A 20,436-nucleotide genomic window follows, 5' to 3' on the forward strand; every position below is an offset into this window, starting at 1 on the left:
CTTTCGGGCAACGACGGCTACGGGGCCTGTCCGCACGATTCGTTCGAAACGGACGGGAGCACCGTAGCAGGTGTTTTTTGGGGTATCTACTGTCACAAATGACAGGTAGAGATCAGATCAGACGCATCACAGATGTACTTCGACCGCCAATGGCAGGTGATCTGACAGGTGCGTCCAGGGCTTGTGGCTGAGGATCTTCGGCTCATGGCTGCTGGCGTTGCGCAGGTAGATCCGGTCCAGGCGCAGCAACGGGAAACGCGCCGGGTAGGTCTTTGCAGGACGGCCATGGTGGCGTTCGAAGGCTTCGTGCAAGTAGTCGCGACGGGAGAGGGCGGCGTTGCCCTGCAACTGCCAATCGTTGAAGTCGCCGGCGATGATCACGGGCGCCTCATCGGGCAAGGATTCGAGCAATTGGCAGAGCAACTGCAGCTGCAACTGGCGATGACTCTCCAGCAGGCTCAGGTGCACGCAGATCGCATGGACCTCGGCGTGACCCGGCACGTCCAGCACGCAATGCAACAGGCCACGGCGCTCGGGCCCGGTAATGGAAACGTCGAGGTTGCGGTATTCGCGGATCGGGTATTTGGACAGCAGCGCATTGCCGTGGTGACCGTCGGGGTAGACCGCATTGCGTCCGTAGGCGAAGTCGCTCCACATGCTGTCGGCCAGGAACTCGTACTGCGACATTTGCGGCCAGTTGTTGTAGCGCGAGGAATGGCGCTCATGTTCACCGACGACTTCCTGCAGGAACACCAGGTCGGCTGAGGTGCTGCGTACCGCATCGCGCAACTCCGGGAGGATGAAGCGCCGGTTGAGTGCGGTAAATCCTTTGTGGGTGTTGACCGTCAGCACGCGCAGTCGATGGATGACCGGGGGGTTGTCCAACGGTATTGAGCCAAGGGTCTGGCGATTAGAGTCGCTGCTCACTTTCACTCCTCTGAATCCGGGTTGCTTATGTATGCGACTGATCTGGCAGCGTGCAGTTCAGCTCTTTTGCGTACTTATCCATTTCCTTGGTTTTCGCGGCTATCCCCGATCAAACTGTAGGAGCTGGCTTGCCAGCGATGGTCGTCAACGATGACGCACACTGATCTGGTAGCGTGCAGTTCAGCTCTTTTGCGTACATATCCATTTCTGCGTAACGCCACCGCGGATGTACCCGATCAAACTGTAGGAGCTGGCTTGCCAGCGATGGTCGTCAACGATGACGCACACTGATCTGGTAGCGTGCAGTTCAGCTCTTTTGCGTACATATCCATTTCTGCGTAACGCCACCGCGGATGTGCCCGATCAAACTGTAGGAGCTGGCTTGCCAGCGATGGTCGTCAACGATGACGCACACTGTCTGAGTGACGGTGTTGTCCAGATTTTTTTCGGTCAACACATAAGAGGTCGGCTGTCAGGCCGCCTTCGCTGGCAAGCCAGCTCCTACAGTTTGATCGGCGTACATCTGCAGGAGATTGCTTGGCTGTCAGGCCGCCTTCGCTGGCAAGCCAGCTCCTACAGTTTGATCGGCGTACATCTGCAGGAGATTGCTTGGCTGGCAGGCCGCCTTCGCTGGCAAGCCAGCTCCTACAGTTTGATCGGCGTACATCTGCAGGAGATTGCTTGGCTGTCAGGACGCCTTCGCTGGCAAGCCAGCTCCTACAGTTTGATCGGCGTACATCTGCAGGAGATTGCTCGGCTGTCAGGCCGCCTTCGCTGGCAAGCCAGCTCCTACAGTTTGATCGGCGTACATCTGCAGGAGATTGCTTGGCTGTCAGGACGACTCGGTCTATTCAGACAAATACAATCTCATAAGGCAACCGCATCCGCTCCAGCAACACCCTCGGCAACCGCGGGGCAACCCCGATGGCCGGCTCGCCGTCGAGCTGACTGGCATACGCATGGGTAGCGTGGCTCTTGCGCGCCACCGTCCAGGTGTCCAGGCGCACTTTGCGTGCCCGATGCCAGGGGATCAAGGCGCTATCGCGGTTTGGCCAGTGCCATGCCCAGACAGGTATTTCAGTGAAGACGGCGCCCGCGATGGTGGCCGCATTGGCGCTGGCGCGGCCGACGGCGTCATGGTCGCTGGTGCCGTCATCGCACCAGGTGCTGAACACCACATCGCCCGGACGCAGATAACGGGCGATGAATTGCGTGAGCGCCTGTTCATGCTCGGCCAGGGAGTTGTCGGTGAAACCGCCGCGAATCCATTTCAGGCTGTGCATCGGCAATCCGAGCCGGCGCAGGGCCTCGACGCTTTCCTGGGAGCGGAACACGCTCAGGCGCTTTTCCGACCATTGCTGGGAGCCTTGATGACTGGCGCTGCCGTCGGTCACCGAGATCAGTTGCAAGGGGTGTCCCGTGGCGGCGAGCAACTGCAGCAGACCGCCGCAGGTCAGCACTTCGTCGCCGGGGTGGGGGGCGATCACCACTGCGCGGGCTCCGGGAGGGAGAAGGGATTGGGTACCGATGACCGGGATATTGGCCAGTTGCGGGGCGCTGTTCCAGATTTGCTCGGCACAGCTGTCACTGATGGACACGGATTTCATGGCGTTACGTCCTTGTTACATTCGCCTTCAGGCGTGCGCGACGCAAGTGCGGCAGCAGCCGTGAGGGCGGGTTGATAGCGAAGCGCGGCGCTCCGGACCCTGGACAGCCGCGCATCGAGTATTGCTCATGTAGCGGTATTCGTCGCCCCGGATGTGCTCGCAAGAAACAATTTTTCCGGCGCGCCGGCTGTTTTTACTCCTCTTCCTCCCGTTGCAGTTCGAATAACAGCAACGAACGCCCGGTGACCGAGTACTCGCGACCGAAGTCGAAGCGTTCCTGGCCGCGTATGGACGGTTGGTTGGTGTCGATCAGGCAGGTCCAGAAACTGCCATCGGGCACCTCCGGCAGGAGGAAGTTGACGATGTCGTGATGGGCGTTGACCACCAGCAACAGCGTGGCGTCCGCCCCTTTGCGGCGAATCCCGGTTTCCTGGGCGCGGCCGTCGAGCAACATGCCGAGGCAGCGATTATGCGCATCGTGCCAGTGCTCGGTGGTCATTTCGCTGCCATCCGGTGCGAGCCAGGTGACATCCTTGACGCCGATGTCCTCGTTGTAATTGCCCACCAGGAAGCGCCCGCGGCGCAGGATCGGATAGGTCAGGCGCAATTTGATCAGGCGCTTGACGAACTTGAGCAGGGCCTTGCCGTCTTCGCTCAGGTCCCAGTTGACCCAGCCGATTTCGCTGTCCTGGCAATAGGCGTTGTTGTTGCCTTCCTGGGTGCGGGCGAATTCATCGCCGGCCACCAGCATCGGCGTACCCTGGGCCAGCAGCAAGGTGGCAAAGAAATTGCGCATCTGGCGCTGGCGCAGGGCGTTGATTTCCGGGTCGTCGGTGGGGCCTTCGACGCCATGGTTCCAGGACAGGTTGTTGTTGCTGCCGTCCTGGTTGTCCTCGTCGTTGGCCTCATTGTGCTTGTCGTTGTACGACACCAGGTCATTGAGGGTGAAACCGTCGTGGGCGGTGATGAAGTTCAGCGATGAATAGGGCCGCCGGCCGCGTTGGTTGAACATCTCGCCGGAAGCGGTCATGCGGCTGGCGAAGTCCGCCAGCTGGCCATCGTCGCCTTTCCAGAAGGCGCGCACGGTGTCGCGAAACTTGTCGTTCCATTCCACCCAGCCCGGCGGGAAGCGTCCGACCTGATACCCGCCGGGCCCGCAATCCCAGGGCTCGGAGATCAGCTTGACCTGACGCAGGACCGGGTCCTGGCGGCAGGCCACGAGGAAACTGTGGCGCTCGTCGAAGCCGTCGTGATAACGCCCGAGGATGGTCGCCAGGTCGAAGCGAAAGCCATCCACATGCATCTCCGAGGCCCAGTAGCGCAGGGAGTCGGTGACCATCTGCAACACGCACGGGTGGCTCAGGTCCAGGGTGTTGCCGGTGCCGGAGTCGTTGATGTAGAAGCGCTTGTCGTCAGGCTTCAAGCGGTAGTAGGAGGCGTTGTCGATGCCGCGCATGGACAGGGTCGGACCCTGTTCGTTGCCCTCGGCAGTGTGGTTGTAGACCACGTCGAGGATCACTTCCAGGTTGGCTTCGTGCAGGTGCGCGACCATCTCCTTGAACTCGGCGATCTTGCCGCTGGCCAGGTAGCGCGGGTCGGGGGCGAAGAAAGCAATGCTGTTGTAGCCCCAATAATTGGTCATGCCTTTGTGCAGCAGGTGCTGGTCGTTGACGAAGGCGTGGATCGGCAGCAGTTCGACACTCGACACGCCCAGCTTGCGGATGTGCTCCAGCACTTCGTCGACCATCAGCCCGGCAAAGGTTCCGCGCACGTTTTCGGGGACGGCGGGGTGACGCATGCTGTAGCCGCGCACGTGGGTTTCATAAATGATCGTCTTGTCCCAGGGCACGCTGACCCGGTGATCGTGGCCCCAGGTGTGCGCCGGATCGATCACCTTGCATTTGGGCACGAAGGGGGCGCTGTCGCGTTCGTCGAAACTGAGGTCGCGGTCCGGGTGGCCAATGGTGTAGCCGAACAAGGCCTCGGACCATTTCAGGCGGCCGATCAGTTGTTTGGCGTAGGGGTCGATCAACAACTTGTTGGGGTTGAAGCGATGGCCGTTGGCCGGGTCGTACGGGCCGTACACGCGGTAACCGTAGATCAGCCCCGGATGGGCGTCGGGCAAGTAGCCGTGGTAGATCTCGTCGGTGTATTCCGGCAGCTCGATGCGTTCGAGTTCGACTTCGCCGGCATCATCGAAAATGCACAGTTCGACCCGGGTGGCGTTGGCCGAGAACAACGCGAAATTGACCCCCAGGCCATCCCAGGTCGCACCGAGTGGAAAGGGCAGGCCTTCACGGATGCGCGAGGGTTCGGCACGGGGAGGCGGCGTTTCTTTCTTCGGACGGGACATATTTGCTCCAGCAACAGCGGACAGTAACGGGGCTCAGTATTTATTTCGCGGGCGAGCACACCCCTCGGTGGCGAGCGGGCTCGCCACGCAATGATTCAATGCAACGGCAGAAGCTTAGACCGCTGGCGGTTTTCGCGCCGCACGGGGCTTTTTCTCGGCAGCCTTTTCCCCAGGTGGTATCACCGCAGAGGCAGCAGCCGGCTTGGCCTTGGCCTTGGGTTTTGGTGCTGCAGCCTTGCCATTGAGCTTGGCATCGCCCTCTTTGCTCACGGCGGGCTTGCTTGCCGGGGCTTTTGCCGGCTTTTTCGGCGCCAGTTTTTCGGCTTCGGCGAGTTTGCGCGCCATCTCCCAGTGCCGTGCTTCCTGGCCCTCGGGTTTGCCTTCAGACTCCCAGATCTGATAGGCAAACTCGCGGATACGCTTATCGTCGGTACTCATCGCATTGCTCCTGAACTGAACTCAAGTGTGGGTAGTTTGGATAAAGAGATTGACCGGGAAATCCCCCAGCGCGGCGCTGATCATCAGCTCCCTGTTTTTTGTGACTGCGACGCTTGTAAAAAGTCCCTTCAGATTTTCCTCGGCGGTTGTGAAGGGCAAACTGACCCGGGTGTTGCCCCACTGCTGCGCGTCCACCTGAGGCTCGGCACTGTTTTCCAGCAGAGCCGAGCAACGGATCGGCACGATGACGATGGCGCGCTTGGCCTCCCATTCACGTACAAATCCCAGCACCCGATTGGCCTGACTGCCGATGACTTCGAGGGGTTGGTAGGTCCCGCGTCGAAACAGGTCGGCGTACTCGGCCCGCAGGTTCAAAGTCTGCGCAATCAACGCTTGCTTGATGCGCCCGTCGCGCCAATGCGTCAACAGATCAGGCAGATCCAGCGATTGCTGCAAGGCCCGTTGGCGGCTGGCGTAATCCACCGGCCGGCGGTTGTCCGGATCGACCAGGGTGAAGTCCCAGAAGTCAGCGCCCTGATAGAGGTCCGGCACGCCCGGCACGGTCATGCGCAGCAAGGTTTGCGCCAATCCGTTGAGGGCGCCGGGCAAGGCGATGGTGCGGGCGGCCTTGCCTAGGGCGCTGCGCAGCAGATCACCTTCCGGACTCAACAGCAGGCGCTGGGTGAAGCTCTCGGTGGCCTGTTCGTAAACCTCGTTCGGAGCGCTCCAGCTGCTCTGCAGCTTGGCTTCACGCAGGGCCTTGCGTTGCCATTGGCTGATGCGTTTGGCGTAGTCCTCCAAGGCCGGTTGGTCGTCGAGGTGCAACTCCAGCGGCCAACTGCCGAGCAGTGCCTGATAGAGAATCAGCTCATCGCCCGCAGACGGCATCTGGTCATCGTCGCGCAACGGGCGGGCGAGGGCGCGCCACAGGCCGACCTGTTCGACGTACCATTTACTGCGTTCACTCAAGATTGCCAGGCGCGCCCGGGTATCCTCGCCACGCTTGTGATCGTGGGTCGCGGTGGCGAGCAGGTTGTCCGGAAAATTGGCCAGGCGTTGGGCGCATGCCCCATGAAAATCGGCCACCGGGGCGCTGAACTGCTCGGTGCTGAAGCCAACGTCATTGCGCGACAGCAGCACCGCCGAGCGATAGAACGCGGTGTCTTCCACGGCCTTCGCCGCGGCAGGTGACGTCAACTGTTGGAATCGCACGCAAGCATGCTTGAGTCGTTTACGCAGGCGACCGGCCGGGCGTCCACGCCAGGCCTCGCCGCCCAGCCAACCTGCCAGGCACTCAAGCACTGGCCAGTCGGCTTCGCTCAAAGTCTGGCGGGCGCCCTCCATGGCTTGCTGGAAAAACACCTCGTCCTGGGTCGAACGCCCCAGGGCACCGATGTAGGTGCGATACACCGAGAAATGCACGATCAGTTCCTGCAACGCCCGACGGATCGCCCCAAGCGTCAAGTCGCGGGTCATCAGGTCATCCCGGGCCACTTGCAACAGGGCCTGGGCGACACTTTCGAAATCCCCGGCGAGCGAACCATTGAGAATCTGCTGGCGCGCCAGTTGTGCTTCCTGGCGGAAGTCAGCCGGGCGCTCGCTGTAGCGCTGCCAGAGTTCGCCAAGGTTTTTTTCACCCTCGGGGTCGTGTTGCAACAGCGACAACTGGTTCATGAATTCGTAGCCGGTGGTGCCATCCACCGACCAGTCGCGGTGCAGGCTTTCGCCCTCGCCAAGGATTTTTTCCACATAGATCGGCAGGTGCCGGCCCGGTGCCAGGCTGTCGACCCGCCGCCGCAGTTTGCGGCAGTAGCCCCGCGGGTCGGCGAGGCCGTCGATGTGGTCGATGCGCAACCCGTCGACCAGCCCTTGCGCCACCAACTGGAAAATCTTCGCGTGGGTCGCCTCGAACACCGCCGGACGCTCTACGCGCAAGCCACCCAGCTCGTTGATATCGAAAAAACGCCGCCAGTTGATGTCGTCCGCGGCGGTGCGCCAACTGGCGAGGCGGTAGCTCTGGCGTTCCAGCAAGTCGTGCAAGCGCTGGAAGCCCTCGCTGGTCTTTGAGTCGTAGGCTTGCAGATTGTGTTCAATGGTTTGCAGCATCGCCGGATCGCAGGCCAGTTCCCGTAGCTCCTCTTTTAACGGAATCGCCAGCCTGTAGGCGTCGGTCTGGTAACTCAAGGTGCTGAAGCGGTCCGCCAGTAATTTCAGCGGCTCGGCATCGGCCTTGAGCAGTTCGCCGTATTGGCTGGGGCAGATCGGAAAGTGATGATCGTAATGCTCGACGTAAAACGTGCCGCGCTTCGCATCGAAACGCAGCGCGAGGGTACCGTCCTGCAAGGCGATGCCGTAGTCGCTGCCGAGGAACGGCAACAGCAACTGGCCTTCCATCAAGGGGTCGGGCGAGTGCCACTGGATATCGAAGAACTCGCCGTACGGGCTCAGGCGTCCCCACTCGAGCAAGTCCAGCCACCAGGGATTGTCATTACCGCCGACCGCCATGTGGTTGGAGACGATATCGAGGATCAACCCCATGTTCTGCGCGCGCAGGGCACTGACCAGGCGACGCAATGCCGGTTCACCGCCGAGCTCCGGGTTGACGCTGGTCGGGTCCACCACGTCATAACCGTGCATCGAACCGGCGCGGGCGCTCAGCAGCGGCGAGGCGTAGACATGGCTGATGCCGAGGCGGGCAAAGTAGGGCACCAGCGGCACGGCGTCGTCGAGGGTGAAGCCTTTATGAAATTGCAGTCGCAGGGTGGCCCGTAGTGGTTCGATATTGATTTGATTCATTGGTCACGCTCGGCCGCCTGAAGTCGCGCGCAGGCGAGCAGTTCCAGGCGCCGGGCGGCATCCGGGTCGTCGAGCAGCGCTTCGCTGTACCCGGGCAGCCGTCGCGACCAGTTGGGGTGCGTATCGATGGTGCCGGGCAGGTTGGCCTGCTGTTCGATGCCCAGCGCATCCTCCAGCGGCAGCAGCACCAGCGGCGCGCGGGTGTGGCCGAGGAAACGCACACTGGCGTCGAGCACCTGATCGGTTTCATGGGACTCTTCGCGAAAGTTCTGCGGGTCCTGGCTCAAGGTCCGGCGCAGGCCTTCGCGCTCGCGCTCACGGTGCTGGCGCCACTCGATTTCAGCGCTGGCATCGACCAGGCCGAGGCGGGCGTTCCAGTCGATATCGCGGCCATGCCACCAGCCATTGAGCGTGGGCAGGTCGTGGGTGCTGGTGGTGGCCAGGGCGTTGTCCGGCCAGTCGAGGATCGGTTTGAAGTGGGTGTTGTCCTGTTCGAACAGCAACACGCGCATCCCGAGCATGGCGCGGGCGCTGAGTTTTTCCCGCAAGCCATCGGGCACCGTGCCCAGGTCTTCACCGAGCACAATGGCCTGGTGGCGATGGGACTCGAGGGTCAACAGCCGTAGTAAGTCGTCCAGCGGGTAATACAGGTAGGCGCCATCGGCTGGCGACGCACCATTGGGGATCACCCACAAGCGTTGCAGGCCCATGACATGGTCGATTCGCAGGCCCCCGGCGTGGGCGAAGTTGGCCCGCAGCATTTCGATGAAAGCGCGAAAGCCATTGCGCACCAGGCCTTCGGGGGAGAAGGCGGAAATGCCCCAACCCTGGCCCGTGCGGTTGAGAATGTCCGGTGGCGCGCCAACGGTGAGGGAGGCGAGCAGTTCGTCCTGGCGACTCCAGGCCTGGCTGCCACCGCCATCGGCACCCACGGCCAGGTCGGCAATCAGGCCAATGCCCATGCCGCTGCTGCGGGCGGCGGCTTGCGCGCGCTCCAGGCACCGGGTGATCAGCCACTGGCAGAAGGCGAAGAAGCCGATGCGTCCGGCATTCTCTTCGGCGAATTCGGCCAGGGCGGCGCTGCGCGGGTTGCGCCACTGCTCCGGCCATTCACGCCAATCGAGGCTTTGCCCTTGGGCCAGGCGTGCCTCTTGAATGGCTTCGAAGCGGCAATGATTTTCCAGCGCTTCACCCCCGGCATGACGAAAGCTGCTGAAGTCGGCGTGCAGCGGATGTTCGCCCTGCACGAAGCCTTCGTACAGCGCCTGTAACAGCCGATGCTTGGCTTCGGCGGCGGTCGGCCAGTCGATCAATGGTAGCTCTTCCAGGTGCTTGAGCTCGGCGGCCAGGCCCGTGGCATCGATTGCGGTGCGCATCGCGCGCTCACCAAGAATCGCTCCCGGCGCGCAATACAGGCTGTTGAGAAACAGACGGCTGGAAGGCGAATAGGGGCTATAGCGGTGGGTGTCGTTGGCGAACATGGCATGCAGTGGACTGATCGCCAGGGCTTCGGCGCCGCGTTCACCGGCCACTCGGGCCAGGTCTTCCAGCGCCTGGGTGTCGCCAAAACCGCCATCGCCGGCACGGCGCAAGGCGTACAGTTGCACGCTCAGGCCCCAGGTACGCGGGATCGGGCTGTCCACGGCATCGCCCACGCTGTAGCAGCGGGCGGGGGCCACGGCCAGGGTGAAGCTCTGACCATCGATGTCGACGTGCTGGTAACCGACCGGAATCAGCCCGGGCAGGACGGCCTCGGCATCCAGTTTCAGACTCAGGTGCGAGCCATCTTCGAGATGGACCTCGCAGGGTGTCAGCGGCTCGAAAAAGTGCGCCAGGTTGAGTCCAACCCCGACATCGGCGGTGATCAGCGGCGGCAGGTGCCGGGTTTCCTGGACCTGTTGCAATTCGACCAGGCTGGCGTCGATTTCCTGGGCGCTGCCGGCCGGGTGGCCGAGACCGGTGAGGACGTTGCGCAGCACTGCGGGGGCGACTTTTTGCGGGCGGCCATTGGCGTCGATCCAGTCGACTGCAAGGCCGGCCCGGGTGGCCAGGATTTCCAGTTGCGCATCACTCATTGGCGCTCTCCATCAAGGGGTAGCAAAGGGGCCGCGGCCGTGAGGCTGACAAGCGCGCAATACGGGGGCAAGGTGCCTTGATCCAGCTGTTGACCGGACCCAGGCGGCTGTTCGAACAGTAAAGAAGCATTGACCGGTGGCGTGTGGCGTATTGGCTTGGCGCTGAGGTTGAGGTCGATGCGCAAGTGGCTGCCATCGCCCAGGCGCCAGGACGCGCTCACCGCTGCGGTGCCGAGCACCTCGGCATCCAGCGCGTGGGTACCGGGCAAAAACGCAATGATATGTCGATGCCGGATCTGCAACAGTTGCCGATAGAAGTCATGGACCGCCGATGGCGTGGTGTAGGCAAGGGCAGGGCGCGATGCTTCGAAAGTCTGTGGTGCGTTGGGATCGGGAATCTGTTCGCGTTTATGCGGGTCGGCAAAGGCGCTGAACGCGGCAAACTCATTGCGCCGTCCTTCGCGCACCAGCCGTGCCAGTTCGCCATGGTGGCTGGTGAAAAACAGGAAGGGTTGTTCGGCGGCAAACTCATCGCCCATGAACATCAGCGGGATCATCGGCGACAGCAGCAACAGCACCGTCGCCGCTTTCAACGCTTCGGGGTGGGCCAGTTGATGCAGGCGCTCGCCAAAGGCGCGGTTGCCGATCTGGTCGTGGTTCTGCAAAAACAGCACGAATGCAGTGGGTGGCAAATGCCCGCTGGGCTCGCCGCGTGACTCGCCGTGGCGGTTGACGTGGCCCTGGAACACAAAGCCCTGGCTCAGGCAGCGGGCCAGTTGTTCGGTGGGGTTTTCGGCATAGTCGGCGTAATAGGCATCGGTTTCGCCGGTCAGCAGCACGTGCAGGGCGTTGTGCCCGTCATCGTTCCACTGCGCATCAAAGCCCTGCTCGAGCAGGCTGGCCTGGTTATGTTCGTTTTCCACCATCAGCCACACATGGCGCGACGGATCGCTCTGCTCGCGCACCCGCTGGGCCAGTTCCTGGAGAAAATCCGGGTCTTCGATGGCGTGGACCGCGTCCAGGCGCAAGCCGTCGAAACGGTACTCCAGCAGCCACATCAAGGCGTTGTCGATGAAGAAGTCGCGCACCTCGCGCCGACGGAAATCGATGGCTGCTCCCCAAGGCGTGTGCCGGTCTTCACGGAAGAAGCCCTTGGCGTAGCGATGCAGGTAATTGCCATCGGGCCCGAAGTGGTTGTAGACCACGTCGAGAATCACCGCCAGACCGAGGCCATGGGCGGTGTCGATCAGGTGCTTGAGCTGCTCGGGAGAACCATAGGAGGCCTGGGGCGCATACAGCAGCACCCCGTCGTAGCCCCAATTACGCTCGCCGGGAAACTGCGCGATCGGCATCAACTCGATCGCGGTGATCCCAAGCGTGACCAGGTGCGCCAGCTGTTGCTCGACACCCGCGAAGCCGCCGAGCGCACCGACGTGCAGCTCGTAGATCACCGCTTCGTTCCAGGGGCGTCCCAGCCAGGTGGTGTGCCGCCATTGGTAGGCGAGCGGGTCGACCACCACGCTGTACTGGTCAATGTCCCCGGCCTGGGCGCGGGAGGCCGGGTCCGGCACCTCCAGCTCGCCATCGATGTTGTAGCGGTAGCGCGTACCCGCCGGGCAACGGGTGTTGATCACGAACCAGCCGTCGGCCTGGGGCAACAACGGCAAGGACTGTCCATTTTCCAGCTCGACACTGACGTAGAACGCATCGGGAGCCCACAACGCGAATCGCGTGTTTTGCGGGTCCAGTTTGATTGCGCCGTGGGGCCAGGTCTCAAGGGTCCGTAACGGCATCTCTAAAGCCTCTTACTGTTTGTGCGATTTCCCCAAAGCTTTGGCTACTAGCTGTTCGTAGAGTTCAGCATAAGGTTCGACCGCCTTGCACCAGTTGAACGGTGCGGCCATGGCGCGGCAGCGCATGGCGTTCAGCAGGCCGGGGAATTCGAAGACCTTGAACGCACGGCTCAGGGCTTCCTGATAGCTCTCCACCGTCGATTCATCGAACAGGAAGCCGGTCACGCCGTCTTCAATGGTGTCCGCCAGGCCGCCGGTATTGCGCGCCACCGGCAACGAGCCGAAGCGCTGGGCGTACATCTGGCTCAGGCCGCACGGTTCATAGCGCGACGGCATTAACAGGAAATCGCTGCCGGCAAACATCCGCCGGGCATCGGTTTCATTGAAGCCGATGCGCACGCCGATCTGCCCGGGGAAACGCAGGGCCAGTTCGCGCATGGCCTGCTCTTCTTCCGGCTCGCCACGGCCAATGATTGCGATCTGGCCACCGGATTTGACGATGTATTCGGAGACCGCTTCGGTCAGGTCGAGGCCTTTCTGGTAAACCAGGCGCGAGACCACGGCGAACAGCGGGCCTTCGCTGTCCTGCAGGCCGAACAACTGGCGGACATGGGCGGCGTTGACCGCCTTGCCGTCCCAATCACCGATTTTGAAGGGGCAGAACAAGTGCGGGTCGGTGGCCGCATCCCAGCTTTCATCGATGCCGTTGGGAATGCCGCTGAGCAGGCCTTGCTGGGTCTTGGCGGCGAGAAAACCGTCCAGACCGCAGCCGAAGTCCGGGGTGGTGATTTCCTGGGCGTAGGTGGCGCTGACCGTGGTGATGTGGCTCGAATAGGCCATGCCGGCCTTGAGGAACGACATCTTGCCGTAGAACTCCATGCCTTCCTGTTGCAGGGCGTGCTGCGGAATGCCCAGCTCGGGGCAGGACCCCAGGCTCGTCACGCCCTGGTACGCCAGGTTATGAATGGTGAACAGGGTGGGCGTGCGCTGGCCGCGCCAGTGCATATAGGCAGGGGCCAGGCCGGCCGGCCAGTCATGGGCGTGCACCAGGTCCGGGCACCAGTGGATTTGTGCGAGGTTGGCGGCGATATCGGCGGCGGCCAGGCCCAGGCGGGCGAAACGGATATGGTTGTCCGGCCAGTCGCGGCCGTTGTTGGCGCCATAGGGCGAACCTTCGCGCTCGTAGAGCTCAGGGCAGATCAACACATAAATGACCAGGCCGTCGGGCATGTCCATGCGCCCGATCTTGCACGGTGGGAGCGCCGCGTGACCGCCGAGTTCACCGATGATGTGAATCGGGTTTTCACTGTGCATCACCTGCGGATAGCCAGGGATCAGTACCCGCACATCGTGCAGATGCGCCATGGCCCGCGGCAGTGCGGCGGAAACGTCGCCCAGGCCACCGGTCTTCACAAGGTCGGCAATCTCGGAGGTGACGAACAACACTTTCTTCTTGTTGGGATTCTGGCTGGCCACCGGTGTCAGCGTCCGGGTCCCGGTAACGCTGATCGGTTGCGCGCTGGGAGCACTCACGGCGCTCGATTCGCCGACCTGCTGATGAGCCAGCTCTCCCTGAACATCCAAAGCCGCACTAATCATATGAATCTCCCGTGTTGTTGATCTAATTCTCAGGTCTGGCAAACGGTGTTTCGTGGCCAATGGGTGTGGCCATGCGCAAAAGCGCTACGCGTCGGCGAGCAAGCGCTCCCCAAATGCGTTGAGGCAGTATGGGTGAATTAACCATTGCAAGGATTGCACCAGTCGCAACGCACCTACCTTTCACTCGACCGGACACGTGGGGCAAAAGTTTCCACTTTTTTTCCACTTTGTGACCGACCGGTCTCCCCCGCGAAAATCAGTCTAGGCCAGAACTTAGAGCGGTAAAGCGCTGATGGCAAAATTGTTCGACAATCGGTTGATTTAGGTACGAACGTGCTGGATACCGGTGCGAACGCACCGACGAAGTGCAGGTTTTTATGCGTTTTGGCCTCAAAAAGTCACGTGGCAGTCATATGGATGTGCGTAGCGTCGCGGTGCGCAAGCACTGTTATGGTGCACTCGCCCGCGTCCCGCTTTTGGCCGAACCACTGCCTTACCGCCAGCCATGGTGCCTTGTTATAGTTCGGGCTCTTTTTTTGCCCGGTAAAGGATCACTAGCATGTCTCAGTACACAGCGTTCAACGTCGAACTGGTGGATAAAGTTGCCCATGTGCAGATCAACCGCCCGGAAAAGATCAACTCGATGAACGCTGCCTTCTGGACCGAGATCATCGAGATCTTCCAGTGGATCGACGACACCGACGAAGTTCGGGTGGTGGTGATCAGTGGCGCCGGCAAGCATTTCTCCTCCGGCATCGACCTGATGATGCTGGCCGGCGTAGCCAATGAGTTGGGCAAGGACGTGGGGCGCAATGCGCGCTTGCTGCGGCGCAAGATCCTCAACCTGCAGGCTTCCTTCAATGCGGTCGACCATTGCCGCAAACCGGTGCTTGCGGCTATCCAGGGTTATTGCCTGGGCGGCGCCATCGACCTGATCGCCGCTTGCGACATGCGCTACGCCGCCGAAGACGCACAATTCTCGATCAAGGAAATCGACATCGGCATGGCCGCCGACGTCGGCACGCTGCAACGCTTGCCGCGGATCATCGGGGACGGCATGCTGCGTGAGCTGGCTTACACTGGTCGCACCTTCGGCGCCGAAGAAGCACGCGGCATGGGCCTGGTCAATCGCGTCTACAGCGATACCGCCAGCCTGCTCGACGGCGTCATGGGCATTGCCCGGGAGATTGCGAGCAAGTCGCCGATTGCCATTACTGGCACCAAGGAGATGATCAGCTACATGCGCGATCATCGCATCGACGACGGCCTGGAATACGTCGCCACCTGGAACGCCGCCATGCTGCAATCCACCGATCTGCGCGTGGCCATGGCCGCCCATATGAGCAAACAGAAACCCGAATTTCTGGATTGAGTGAAAAATGACTCCACGCTGGACCACGGCAGTACTGGACACCGACCAACCCGACGGCTGGGCGGTAGCGCGCAGCCCCGAAGGCTTTTTGTTCGATGACAACGGCGCACTGTTCCCGCGCGAATGGCTCAAGCGCCAGGACCTGCCGATACTCGCCGAGCACGGCATCGGCCATCTGGATGGCGAGCCCGTCTATTTGCTGGAGTTGCGCGCCCCCGGCGATGTGCCGGGCTGCGGCTGGAAAGGCTTGCGGGCATTCATGCTCGAGGGCGATCACACCCTGTTCAAGGTACTGGGCTACGCCGCGCAGATCGGCACCTGGGCCCGCGAGCACCGTTTTTGCGGCAACTGCGGCCAGGCCATGACCCAGGTGCCGCGCGAGCGGGCCATGTATTGCCAGCCGTGTGACTTGCGCAGCTACCCGCGGATTTCCCCGAGCATGATCGTGCTGGTGACCCGTGGCGATGAAGTGCTGCTGGCACGCTCGCCACGTTTTGTTGCCGGGGTCTACAGCACGTTGGCGGGGTTTGCCGAACCTGGCGAATCGGCGGAGGATTGCCTGATTCGCGAGGTGCGTGAAGAAGTGCAGATCGAGGTGAAGAACATCCAGTACCTGGGCAGCCAGTGCTGGCCGTTCCCGCACTCGATGATGCTCGGCTTCCATGCGGAATATGCCGGTGGCGAGATCGTCTGCCAGGAGGACGAGATCGAAGACGCCCAGTGGTTCAACGTACATGAGCTGCCGCCGTTGCCGGCGTCACGCTCGATTGCCCGTTACCTGATCGACGTCTACGTGGCGCGGCGCCTAGGCCACGCTGAACCAGTGCTGCCAGGCTAGCCGTACGGTCAGGCCCAGCACCACGGTGATGAACACCGGACGAATGAACTTCGCGCCGCCGCTGATGGCGGTGCGAGCGCCGAAGAAAGCCCCGACCATCACTGACAGGCCCATGCAGAGGCCAATGATCCAGTCCACTTGCCCGGAAAACACGAACACCGACAGCGCCGCAATGTTGCTGACGAAGTTCATGCTGCGCGCTACGCCGCTGGCCTTGACCAGATCGATCGGGTACATCAGCAGGCTGCTGACGGTCCAGAACGCTCCGGTGCCGGGGCCGGCCACGCCATCGTAGAAACCCAGGGTGAAGCCTTGGGTCGATTGCCACTTTTTCCTGATCGGCGCGTCGCTGTCCAGCGGCGCTTTCGGCGTGCCGCCAAACAACAGGTAAAGCCCGCAGGCAAACACGATCACCGGCAGCATCTTGTTCAGCCATTCCGCCGGCAGGTAATGCGCGACCACGGCGCCGGTCAGCGCGCCGACCAGGGTGCCGACGATGGCGTGCATCCACTGCCGGGGGTGGAACAGCTTGCGACGGTAGAAGGTGAAGCTGGCAGTGGCCGAGCCGAAGGTCGAACTGAGTTTGTTGGTGCCCAGCACCAGGTGCGGCGGCAGGCCGGCGGTCAGCAAGGCCGGGGTGGTCAACAGCCCGCCACCTCCGGCGATGGCGTCGATGAAACCGGCAATGAAAGCGACAAAGGCCAGGATGGCCAGGGTGGTAAGGTCAACGCTGAGTTCGAAAGGCATGGAATCGGCTTAATCGGCGGGGGGCAGCAAAGGGCTGCGGGGAAGGGCCGGTATCTTACCTTTATCCAACTCTGGCTGCGACCTGGCTGGCCCCTTTTAGCTTGAACTGTTGCTGTGCCAACAGCGCAGCAGCAGATTGCGCCTGAAACACCCAAATCGTTGTAGGAGCGAGCTTGCTCGCGATGGACTGGAGAACGCCGCGTTTAGCCAGAAAGCGCGCGTTATCGTTGACGTTCATCGCGAGCAAGCTCGCTCCTACAAGGGGGGCGGTGTTACAGGCCGAGGTCCGACAGGCTCGGGTGATCGTCAGGCCGACGTCCCAGCGGCCAGTGGAACTTGCGATCGCTTTCCTTGATCGGCATGTCGTTGATGCAGGCGAAGCGCCGGGCCATCAGACCGTCCTCGTTGAACTCCCAGTTTTCATTGCCGTAGGAGCGGAACCAGTTGCCCGAATCGTCGTGCCATTCATAGGCATATCGCACGGCGATGCGGTTGTCGGTGAAGGCCCAGAGCTCCTTGATCAGCCGATAGTCCAGTTCCTTGGCCCATTTGCGCGTCAGGAAGCCCTTGGCTTCTTCTCGGTTGTTGGCGAACTCGGCGCGGTTGCGCCATTTCGTGTCCAGGGTGTAGGCCAGCGATACACGTTCCGGATCGCGGGAGTTCCAGCCATCTTCGGCCAGGCGCACTTTTTCGATGGCCGATTCACGGGTAAATGGCGGCAATGGCGGACGGACTTCGGCGTTAGACATTTCATGTCTCCCTGGTAAGTTAAAGTTCAAACAAGTTGTCGGTACTTGATGTTGTACTTACAGGTCCAATAACTTTCGCGCCATGCATTGCGCATTATCGGCGGCACTGTAGTCACCCATGACAAGTGCGACGGTGATGGCTCCGTCGATCAGGATCAGCAGCTGCTTGGCCAGCATCTGCGGATCCTCGGCGCCATATTCGGTACACAGCTCGCACACGTAGTCGAGCAGCTTCTGCTTGTGGTCTTTGGCGACCAGGCGAACCGGGTCTTGCGGGTCGCCGGTTTCGCCGCTGGTGTTGATGAATGCACAGCCGCGGAAGCCTTCGCAGGCGAACCAGGCCTTGAGCACGGTAAACAGGTTGAGCAAGCGCTCGGCCGGGGTGGGTGCCTGGTTGACTTCGCTTCTGTACCAGTGCATCCAGCGTTGGTCCCGGCGTTGCAGGGCGGCGACGACCAGCTCCTCCTTGTTGGCGAAGTAGCGGTAGATACTCTTTCTGGAGACGCCGGCGGTTTTCACCAGGAGATCCATGCCAGTGGCGGAAATGCCACTTTTGTAGATCAACTTTTCGGTGACATCCAGGATGATGTCGCGGGTGTCATTGCTATTGATTTCGTTCATGTGGCCAACAGTAGAACGACCGTTCTCCTTGGTCAAATGTTATTTTTGCGGCGTTCATTAAAAAGCCTTCGCTGGCAAGCCAGCTCCCACGGGGAGTGCGATCAAACTGTAGGAGCTGGCTTGCCAGCGAAGGCGTCCGATCAGACACCAACAAGACCCAAACCGAACGATGGTGTAAGCTCTCAAGCTCTTCGGATTCGACCCATTGCGAGCCCTATGCCGTCGCTTTTCAAACGCTCCCTGCTGCCTAAACTGCGCAGTTTTCCGCTGACCGCCGATGCCGTCACCATCCTCTCTGGCGCCGCCGAGTTCCGTCGTTGCCTGCTGGAAAAAATCGCCAGCGCCACCCAGCGCATCTATATCGTCGCGCTGTACCTGCAACAGGACGAGGCCGGCCAGGAAATTCTCGATGCCTTGCACGCTGCCAAACTGGCGCGTCCGCACCTGGACGTGGTGGTGGTCGTTGACTGGCTGCGCGCCCAGCGCGGGCTTATCGGTGCCGGCAAGCAGCCGGGCAACTCGGCCTGGTATCAGGAAATGACCCGCACCCGTGAAAGCGTCGTGCCGGTGTATGGCGTACCGGTGCAGACCCGCGAGCTATTCGGCGTGCTGCACCTGAAGGGTTTTGTCATCGATGACTGCGTGCTCTACAGCGGTGCGAGCCTGAATAACGTCTACCTGCACCAGTTCGACAAGTACCGTTACGACCGTTACCACCTGCTGCACAACCGCGCCTTGGCCGACTCGATGCATCACCTGGTGCAACACGGCCTGGTGGCCTCCAAGGCGGTGCATCGCCTGGACCTGCCAAACCTGCCGACCACCCGCAGCCTGCGCAACGACATCGGCGACCTGCGTAGCCGCCTCAAGCACGCGGCCTACGACACCACCCAGGGCTCTACGGATAAAAGTGGATTGTCGGTCAGCCCGTTACTGGGCGTCGGCAAGAACAACCCGTTGAGTCGGGTGATCATCGAGCTGATCGCCAGCGCCCGGCATCAGCTGACCATCTGCACGCCTTACTTCAACCTGCCATTGGCGGTGACCCGGGAGATCAATCGGGCGCTGGCCAGGGGGGTGAAGATCGACATCGTGGTCGGTGACAAGACCGCCAACGATTTCTACATCCCGCCGAGCGAACCGTTCAAGGTGATTTCGGCGCTGCCGTATCTGTACGAGATCAGCCTGCGCCGTTTTGCCAAGCGGCATCAGCGCAACATCGACAGCGGCCAGTTGAACCTGCACCTGTGGAAGGACGGCGACAACACTTATCACCTCAAGGGCATGTGGGTCGATCAGCGCTACACCTTGCTGACCGGCAATAACCTCAACCCGCGGGCGTTTCGTCTCGACCTGGAAAACGCCTTGCTGATCGACGATCCGCACAACGAACTGCTGGAACCGCGCCGCACTGAGCTTGCGCAGATTTTCCAGCACACCCGGCGCATCGAGCGCTACCAGGACCTGCAAACCCTGCCGGATTACCCGGCGGGGGTGGCGAAGTTTCTCAAGCGGGTGAGCAGGGTGAGGGTTGAGCGGTTGCTCTACCGCATTCTGTAAGACCGAAAAAAAGCTTCGCTGGCAAGCCAGCTCCTACAGGTTCAACGTCGATCACATAATTACGTGATCGACCTAAAACCCTGTAGGAGCTGGCTTGCCAGCGAAAGCGTCCGCCCAGACGCTACAAATCTCAGTTCAACCCCAACTTTCCCCGCAACGTCGACAAATCCTCAGCCAGCGTATTCACCGGCCCAACCAACGCCTTGCGATCATTCTCCTTCACCTTGTCGTAAGTCTCGAATCCGCCATCCTGGGTTTTGTACTTCGCCAGGATCTTGTCCACCGTGGCAAAGTTCTTATCGACCTTGGCAACAAACGCCGCGTCCTGTTTCTCGATCTGCGCCCGGAACAGGTCGACGATCTTCTTCGCCCCGTCGATATTGCCCTGGAAGTCATAAAGGTCGGTGTGGCTGTAGCGATCTTCCTCACCGGAGATTTTGGTCGCGGCGACTTCTTCGAGTAGCGCCGCGGCGCCGCCGACGACTTTTTCCGGCGGGAAGGTCAGGCCGGCGACGCGGGTTTGCAGGTCTGTGACGTCCTTGTTCAAGCCATCGGCGAGTTCCCCCAGGCCCTGGGTGCTGTTTTGCGAGAACAGCGAGTACTCGATGCGGTGGAAGCCGGTGAAGTCTTCGGCTGTCACGCCTTTTTCGTGGTCGTCGACGCGGGAGTCGATCGAGGCATCGAGGTCACTGAACAGCTCGGCGATCGGCTCGATCGACTCGTAGTAGACGCGCGTCGGCGCATAGAGTTTTTTCGCGGTCGCCAGGTCGCCTTTTTTCACCGCGTCAGTGAACTGCCGGGTGTGGCTGGCCAGTTCATCCAGTTGCTCGGTGACGTAGATCTTGTAGTCCGAAATCGGCTGCACCAACTCCAGCGGCGCCGTTGCCGCGAATGCCGAAAGCGGGGAGTTGAGCAAGCCTAGGGTCAGCAATAACGCGAGTGGCGACTTTTTCATGGGGCG

General features: G+C 61.5%; 16 protein-coding genes. 3 read left to right on the forward strand and 13 right to left on the reverse strand.

The window, feature by feature from the left end:
* Window positions 1–126: 126 nt before the first annotated feature.
* From ACM6I6_RS15280 to glgA, 8 genes are all read right to left on the reverse strand, one after another.
* Complete coding sequence (locus ACM6I6_RS15280) at window positions 127–927, reverse strand: endonuclease/exonuclease/phosphatase family protein (RefSeq protein ID WP_274077317.1); 801 nt, start codon at window positions 925–927, stop codon at window positions 127–129.
* A gap of 851 nt (window positions 928–1,778) precedes the next feature.
* Window positions 1,779–2,534 (reverse strand): PIG-L deacetylase family protein, encoded by a 756-nt coding sequence (locus ACM6I6_RS15285; RefSeq protein WP_274077316.1) that lies wholly within the window; start codon window positions 2,532–2,534, stop codon window positions 1,779–1,781.
* A gap of 193 nt (window positions 2,535–2,727) precedes the next feature.
* The gene (glgX, locus tag ACM6I6_RS15290; RefSeq protein ID WP_323628239.1) at window positions 2,728–4,887 is read right to left on the reverse strand and encodes a glycogen debranching protein GlgX; all 2,160 of its coding nucleotides are present in this window, start codon (window positions 4,885–4,887) and stop codon (window positions 2,728–2,730) included.
* A 114-nt stretch (window positions 4,888–5,001) separates the two neighbouring features.
* The gene (locus tag ACM6I6_RS15295) at window positions 5,002–5,325 is read right to left on the reverse strand and encodes a DUF2934 domain-containing protein (RefSeq protein ID WP_274077314.1); all 324 of its coding nucleotides are present in this window, start codon (window positions 5,323–5,325) and stop codon (window positions 5,002–5,004) included.
* A 21-nt stretch (window positions 5,326–5,346) separates the two neighbouring features.
* Window positions 5,347–8,121, reverse strand: a complete 2,775-nt coding sequence (locus ACM6I6_RS15300) for a malto-oligosyltrehalose synthase (RefSeq protein ID WP_414920150.1) — start codon at window positions 8,119–8,121, stop codon at window positions 5,347–5,349.
* Window positions 8,118–10,196, reverse strand: a complete 2,079-nt coding sequence (gene malQ / locus ACM6I6_RS15305; protein WP_323607150.1) for a 4-alpha-glucanotransferase — start codon at window positions 10,194–10,196, stop codon at window positions 8,118–8,120. The genes ACM6I6_RS15300 and malQ overlap by 4 nt, the downstream gene beginning before the upstream one ends.
* Window positions 10,193–11,989, reverse strand: a complete 1,797-nt coding sequence (treZ, locus tag ACM6I6_RS15310; RefSeq protein ID WP_414920151.1) for a malto-oligosyltrehalose trehalohydrolase — start codon at window positions 11,987–11,989, stop codon at window positions 10,193–10,195. Before treZ ends, malQ begins: the two co-directional genes overlap by 4 nt.
* Before the next feature lie 12 nt (window positions 11,990–12,001).
* Window positions 12,002–13,588 (reverse strand): glycogen synthase GlgA, encoded by a 1,587-nt coding sequence (glgA, locus tag ACM6I6_RS15315; protein ID WP_274077310.1) that lies wholly within the window; start codon window positions 13,586–13,588, stop codon window positions 12,002–12,004.
* 559 nt (window positions 13,589–14,147) lie between these two features.
* Here glgA and ACM6I6_RS15320 point away from each other — a divergent pair.
* Both ACM6I6_RS15320 and nudC read left to right on the forward strand, forming a co-directional pair.
* Complete coding sequence (locus tag ACM6I6_RS15320; protein ID WP_408601042.1) at window positions 14,148–14,960, forward strand: crotonase/enoyl-CoA hydratase family protein; 813 nt, start codon at window positions 14,148–14,150, stop codon at window positions 14,958–14,960.
* A gap of 7 nt (window positions 14,961–14,967) precedes the next feature.
* Window positions 14,968–15,798, forward strand: a complete 831-nt coding sequence (gene nudC, locus ACM6I6_RS15325) for an NAD(+) diphosphatase (RefSeq protein WP_414920152.1) — start codon at window positions 14,968–14,970, stop codon at window positions 15,796–15,798.
* Here the strand turns inward: nudC and ACM6I6_RS15330 are convergent.
* The 4 genes from ACM6I6_RS15330 to ACM6I6_RS15345 all read right to left on the reverse strand — a co-directional run bounded on the left by ACM6I6_RS15330 (window position 15,766) and on the right by ACM6I6_RS15345 (window position 17,915).
* Window positions 15,766–16,545, reverse strand: coding sequence for a TSUP family transporter (locus ACM6I6_RS15330; RefSeq protein ID WP_274077307.1), 780 nt, complete (start codon window positions 16,543–16,545; stop codon window positions 15,766–15,768). The two genes, nudC and ACM6I6_RS15330, sit on opposite strands and share 33 nt — an antisense overlap.
* A 61-nt stretch (window positions 16,546–16,606) precedes the next feature.
* Window positions 16,607–16,792, reverse strand: coding sequence for a hypothetical protein (locus tag ACM6I6_RS15335; RefSeq protein ID WP_414920153.1), 186 nt, complete (start codon window positions 16,790–16,792; stop codon window positions 16,607–16,609).
* A gap of 25 nt (window positions 16,793–16,817) precedes the next feature.
* Window positions 16,818–17,294: a nuclear transport factor 2 family protein gene (locus ACM6I6_RS15340; protein ID WP_323607152.1), complete on the reverse strand. Its 477-nt coding sequence runs from the start codon at window positions 17,292–17,294 to the stop codon at window positions 16,818–16,820.
* Between the two features lie 57 nt (window positions 17,295–17,351).
* Window positions 17,352–17,915: a TetR/AcrR family transcriptional regulator gene (locus ACM6I6_RS15345; protein WP_414920154.1), complete on the reverse strand. Its 564-nt coding sequence runs from the start codon at window positions 17,913–17,915 to the stop codon at window positions 17,352–17,354.
* A 216-nt stretch (window positions 17,916–18,131) separates the two neighbouring features.
* Here ACM6I6_RS15345 and pssA point away from each other — a divergent pair, with 216 nt between their 5' ends.
* Window positions 18,132–19,475, forward strand: coding sequence for a CDP-diacylglycerol--serine O-phosphatidyltransferase (pssA, locus tag ACM6I6_RS15350; RefSeq protein WP_274077303.1), 1,344 nt, complete (start codon window positions 18,132–18,134; stop codon window positions 19,473–19,475).
* Between the two features lie 130 nt (window positions 19,476–19,605).
* Here the strand turns inward: pssA and efeO are convergent, their stop codons facing one another.
* Entirely contained in the window at window positions 19,606–20,430 is an 825-nt protein-coding gene (efeO, locus tag ACM6I6_RS15355; RefSeq protein ID WP_274077302.1) for an iron uptake system protein EfeO, read from the reverse strand.
* Window positions 20,431–20,436: the final 6 nt, after the last annotated feature.

It is taken from the genome of Pseudomonas sp. IT-P218 (assembly GCF_949767605.1).
Taxonomy (GTDB): domain Bacteria; phylum Pseudomonadota; class Gammaproteobacteria; order Pseudomonadales; family Pseudomonadaceae; genus Aquipseudomonas; species Aquipseudomonas putida_AE.

What these genes read in the sequence shown, in the direction of transcription:
- efeO (WP_274077302.1), bottom strand. Translation starts at nt 20,430, where the DNA reads ATGAAAAAGTCGCCACTCGCGTTATTGCTGACCCTAGGCTTGCTCAAC.
- ACM6I6_RS15300 (WP_414920150.1), bottom strand. Translation starts at nt 8,121, where the DNA reads ATGAATCAAATCAATATCGAACCACTACGGGCCACCCTGCGACTGCAA.
- pssA (WP_274077303.1), top strand. Translation starts at nt 18,132, where the DNA reads ATGCCGTCGCTTTTCAAACGCTCCCTGCTGCCTAAACTGCGCAGTTTT.
- ACM6I6_RS15295 (WP_274077314.1), bottom strand. Translation starts at nt 5,325, where the DNA reads ATGAGTACCGACGATAAGCGTATCCGCGAGTTTGCCTATCAGATCTGG.
- ACM6I6_RS15330 (WP_274077307.1), bottom strand. Translation starts at nt 16,545, where the DNA reads ATGCCTTTCGAACTCAGCGTTGACCTTACCACCCTGGCCATCCTGGCC.
- nudC (WP_414920152.1), top strand. Translation starts at nt 14,968, where the DNA reads ATGACTCCACGCTGGACCACGGCAGTACTGGACACCGACCAACCCGAC.
- glgX (WP_323628239.1), bottom strand. Translation starts at nt 4,887, where the DNA reads ATGTCCCGTCCGAAGAAAGAAACGCCGCCTCCCCGTGCCGAACCCTCG.
- treZ (WP_414920151.1), bottom strand. Translation starts at nt 11,989, where the DNA reads ATGCCGTTACGGACCCTTGAGACCTGGCCCCACGGCGCAATCAAACTG.
- ACM6I6_RS15345 (WP_414920154.1), bottom strand. Translation starts at nt 17,915, where the DNA reads ATGAACGAAATCAATAGCAATGACACCCGCGACATCATCCTGGATGTC.
- malQ (WP_323607150.1), bottom strand. Translation starts at nt 10,196, where the DNA reads ATGAGTGATGCGCAACTGGAAATCCTGGCCACCCGGGCCGGCCTTGCA.
- ACM6I6_RS15340 (WP_323607152.1), bottom strand. Translation starts at nt 17,294, where the DNA reads ATGTCTAACGCCGAAGTCCGTCCGCCATTGCCGCCATTTACCCGTGAA.
- ACM6I6_RS15320 (WP_408601042.1), top strand. Translation starts at nt 14,148, where the DNA reads ATGTCTCAGTACACAGCGTTCAACGTCGAACTGGTGGATAAAGTTGCC.
- ACM6I6_RS15285 (WP_274077316.1), bottom strand. Translation starts at nt 2,534, where the DNA reads ATGAAATCCGTGTCCATCAGTGACAGCTGTGCCGAGCAAATCTGGAAC.
- glgA (WP_274077310.1), bottom strand. Translation starts at nt 13,588, where the DNA reads ATGATTAGTGCGGCTTTGGATGTTCAGGGAGAGCTGGCTCATCAGCAG.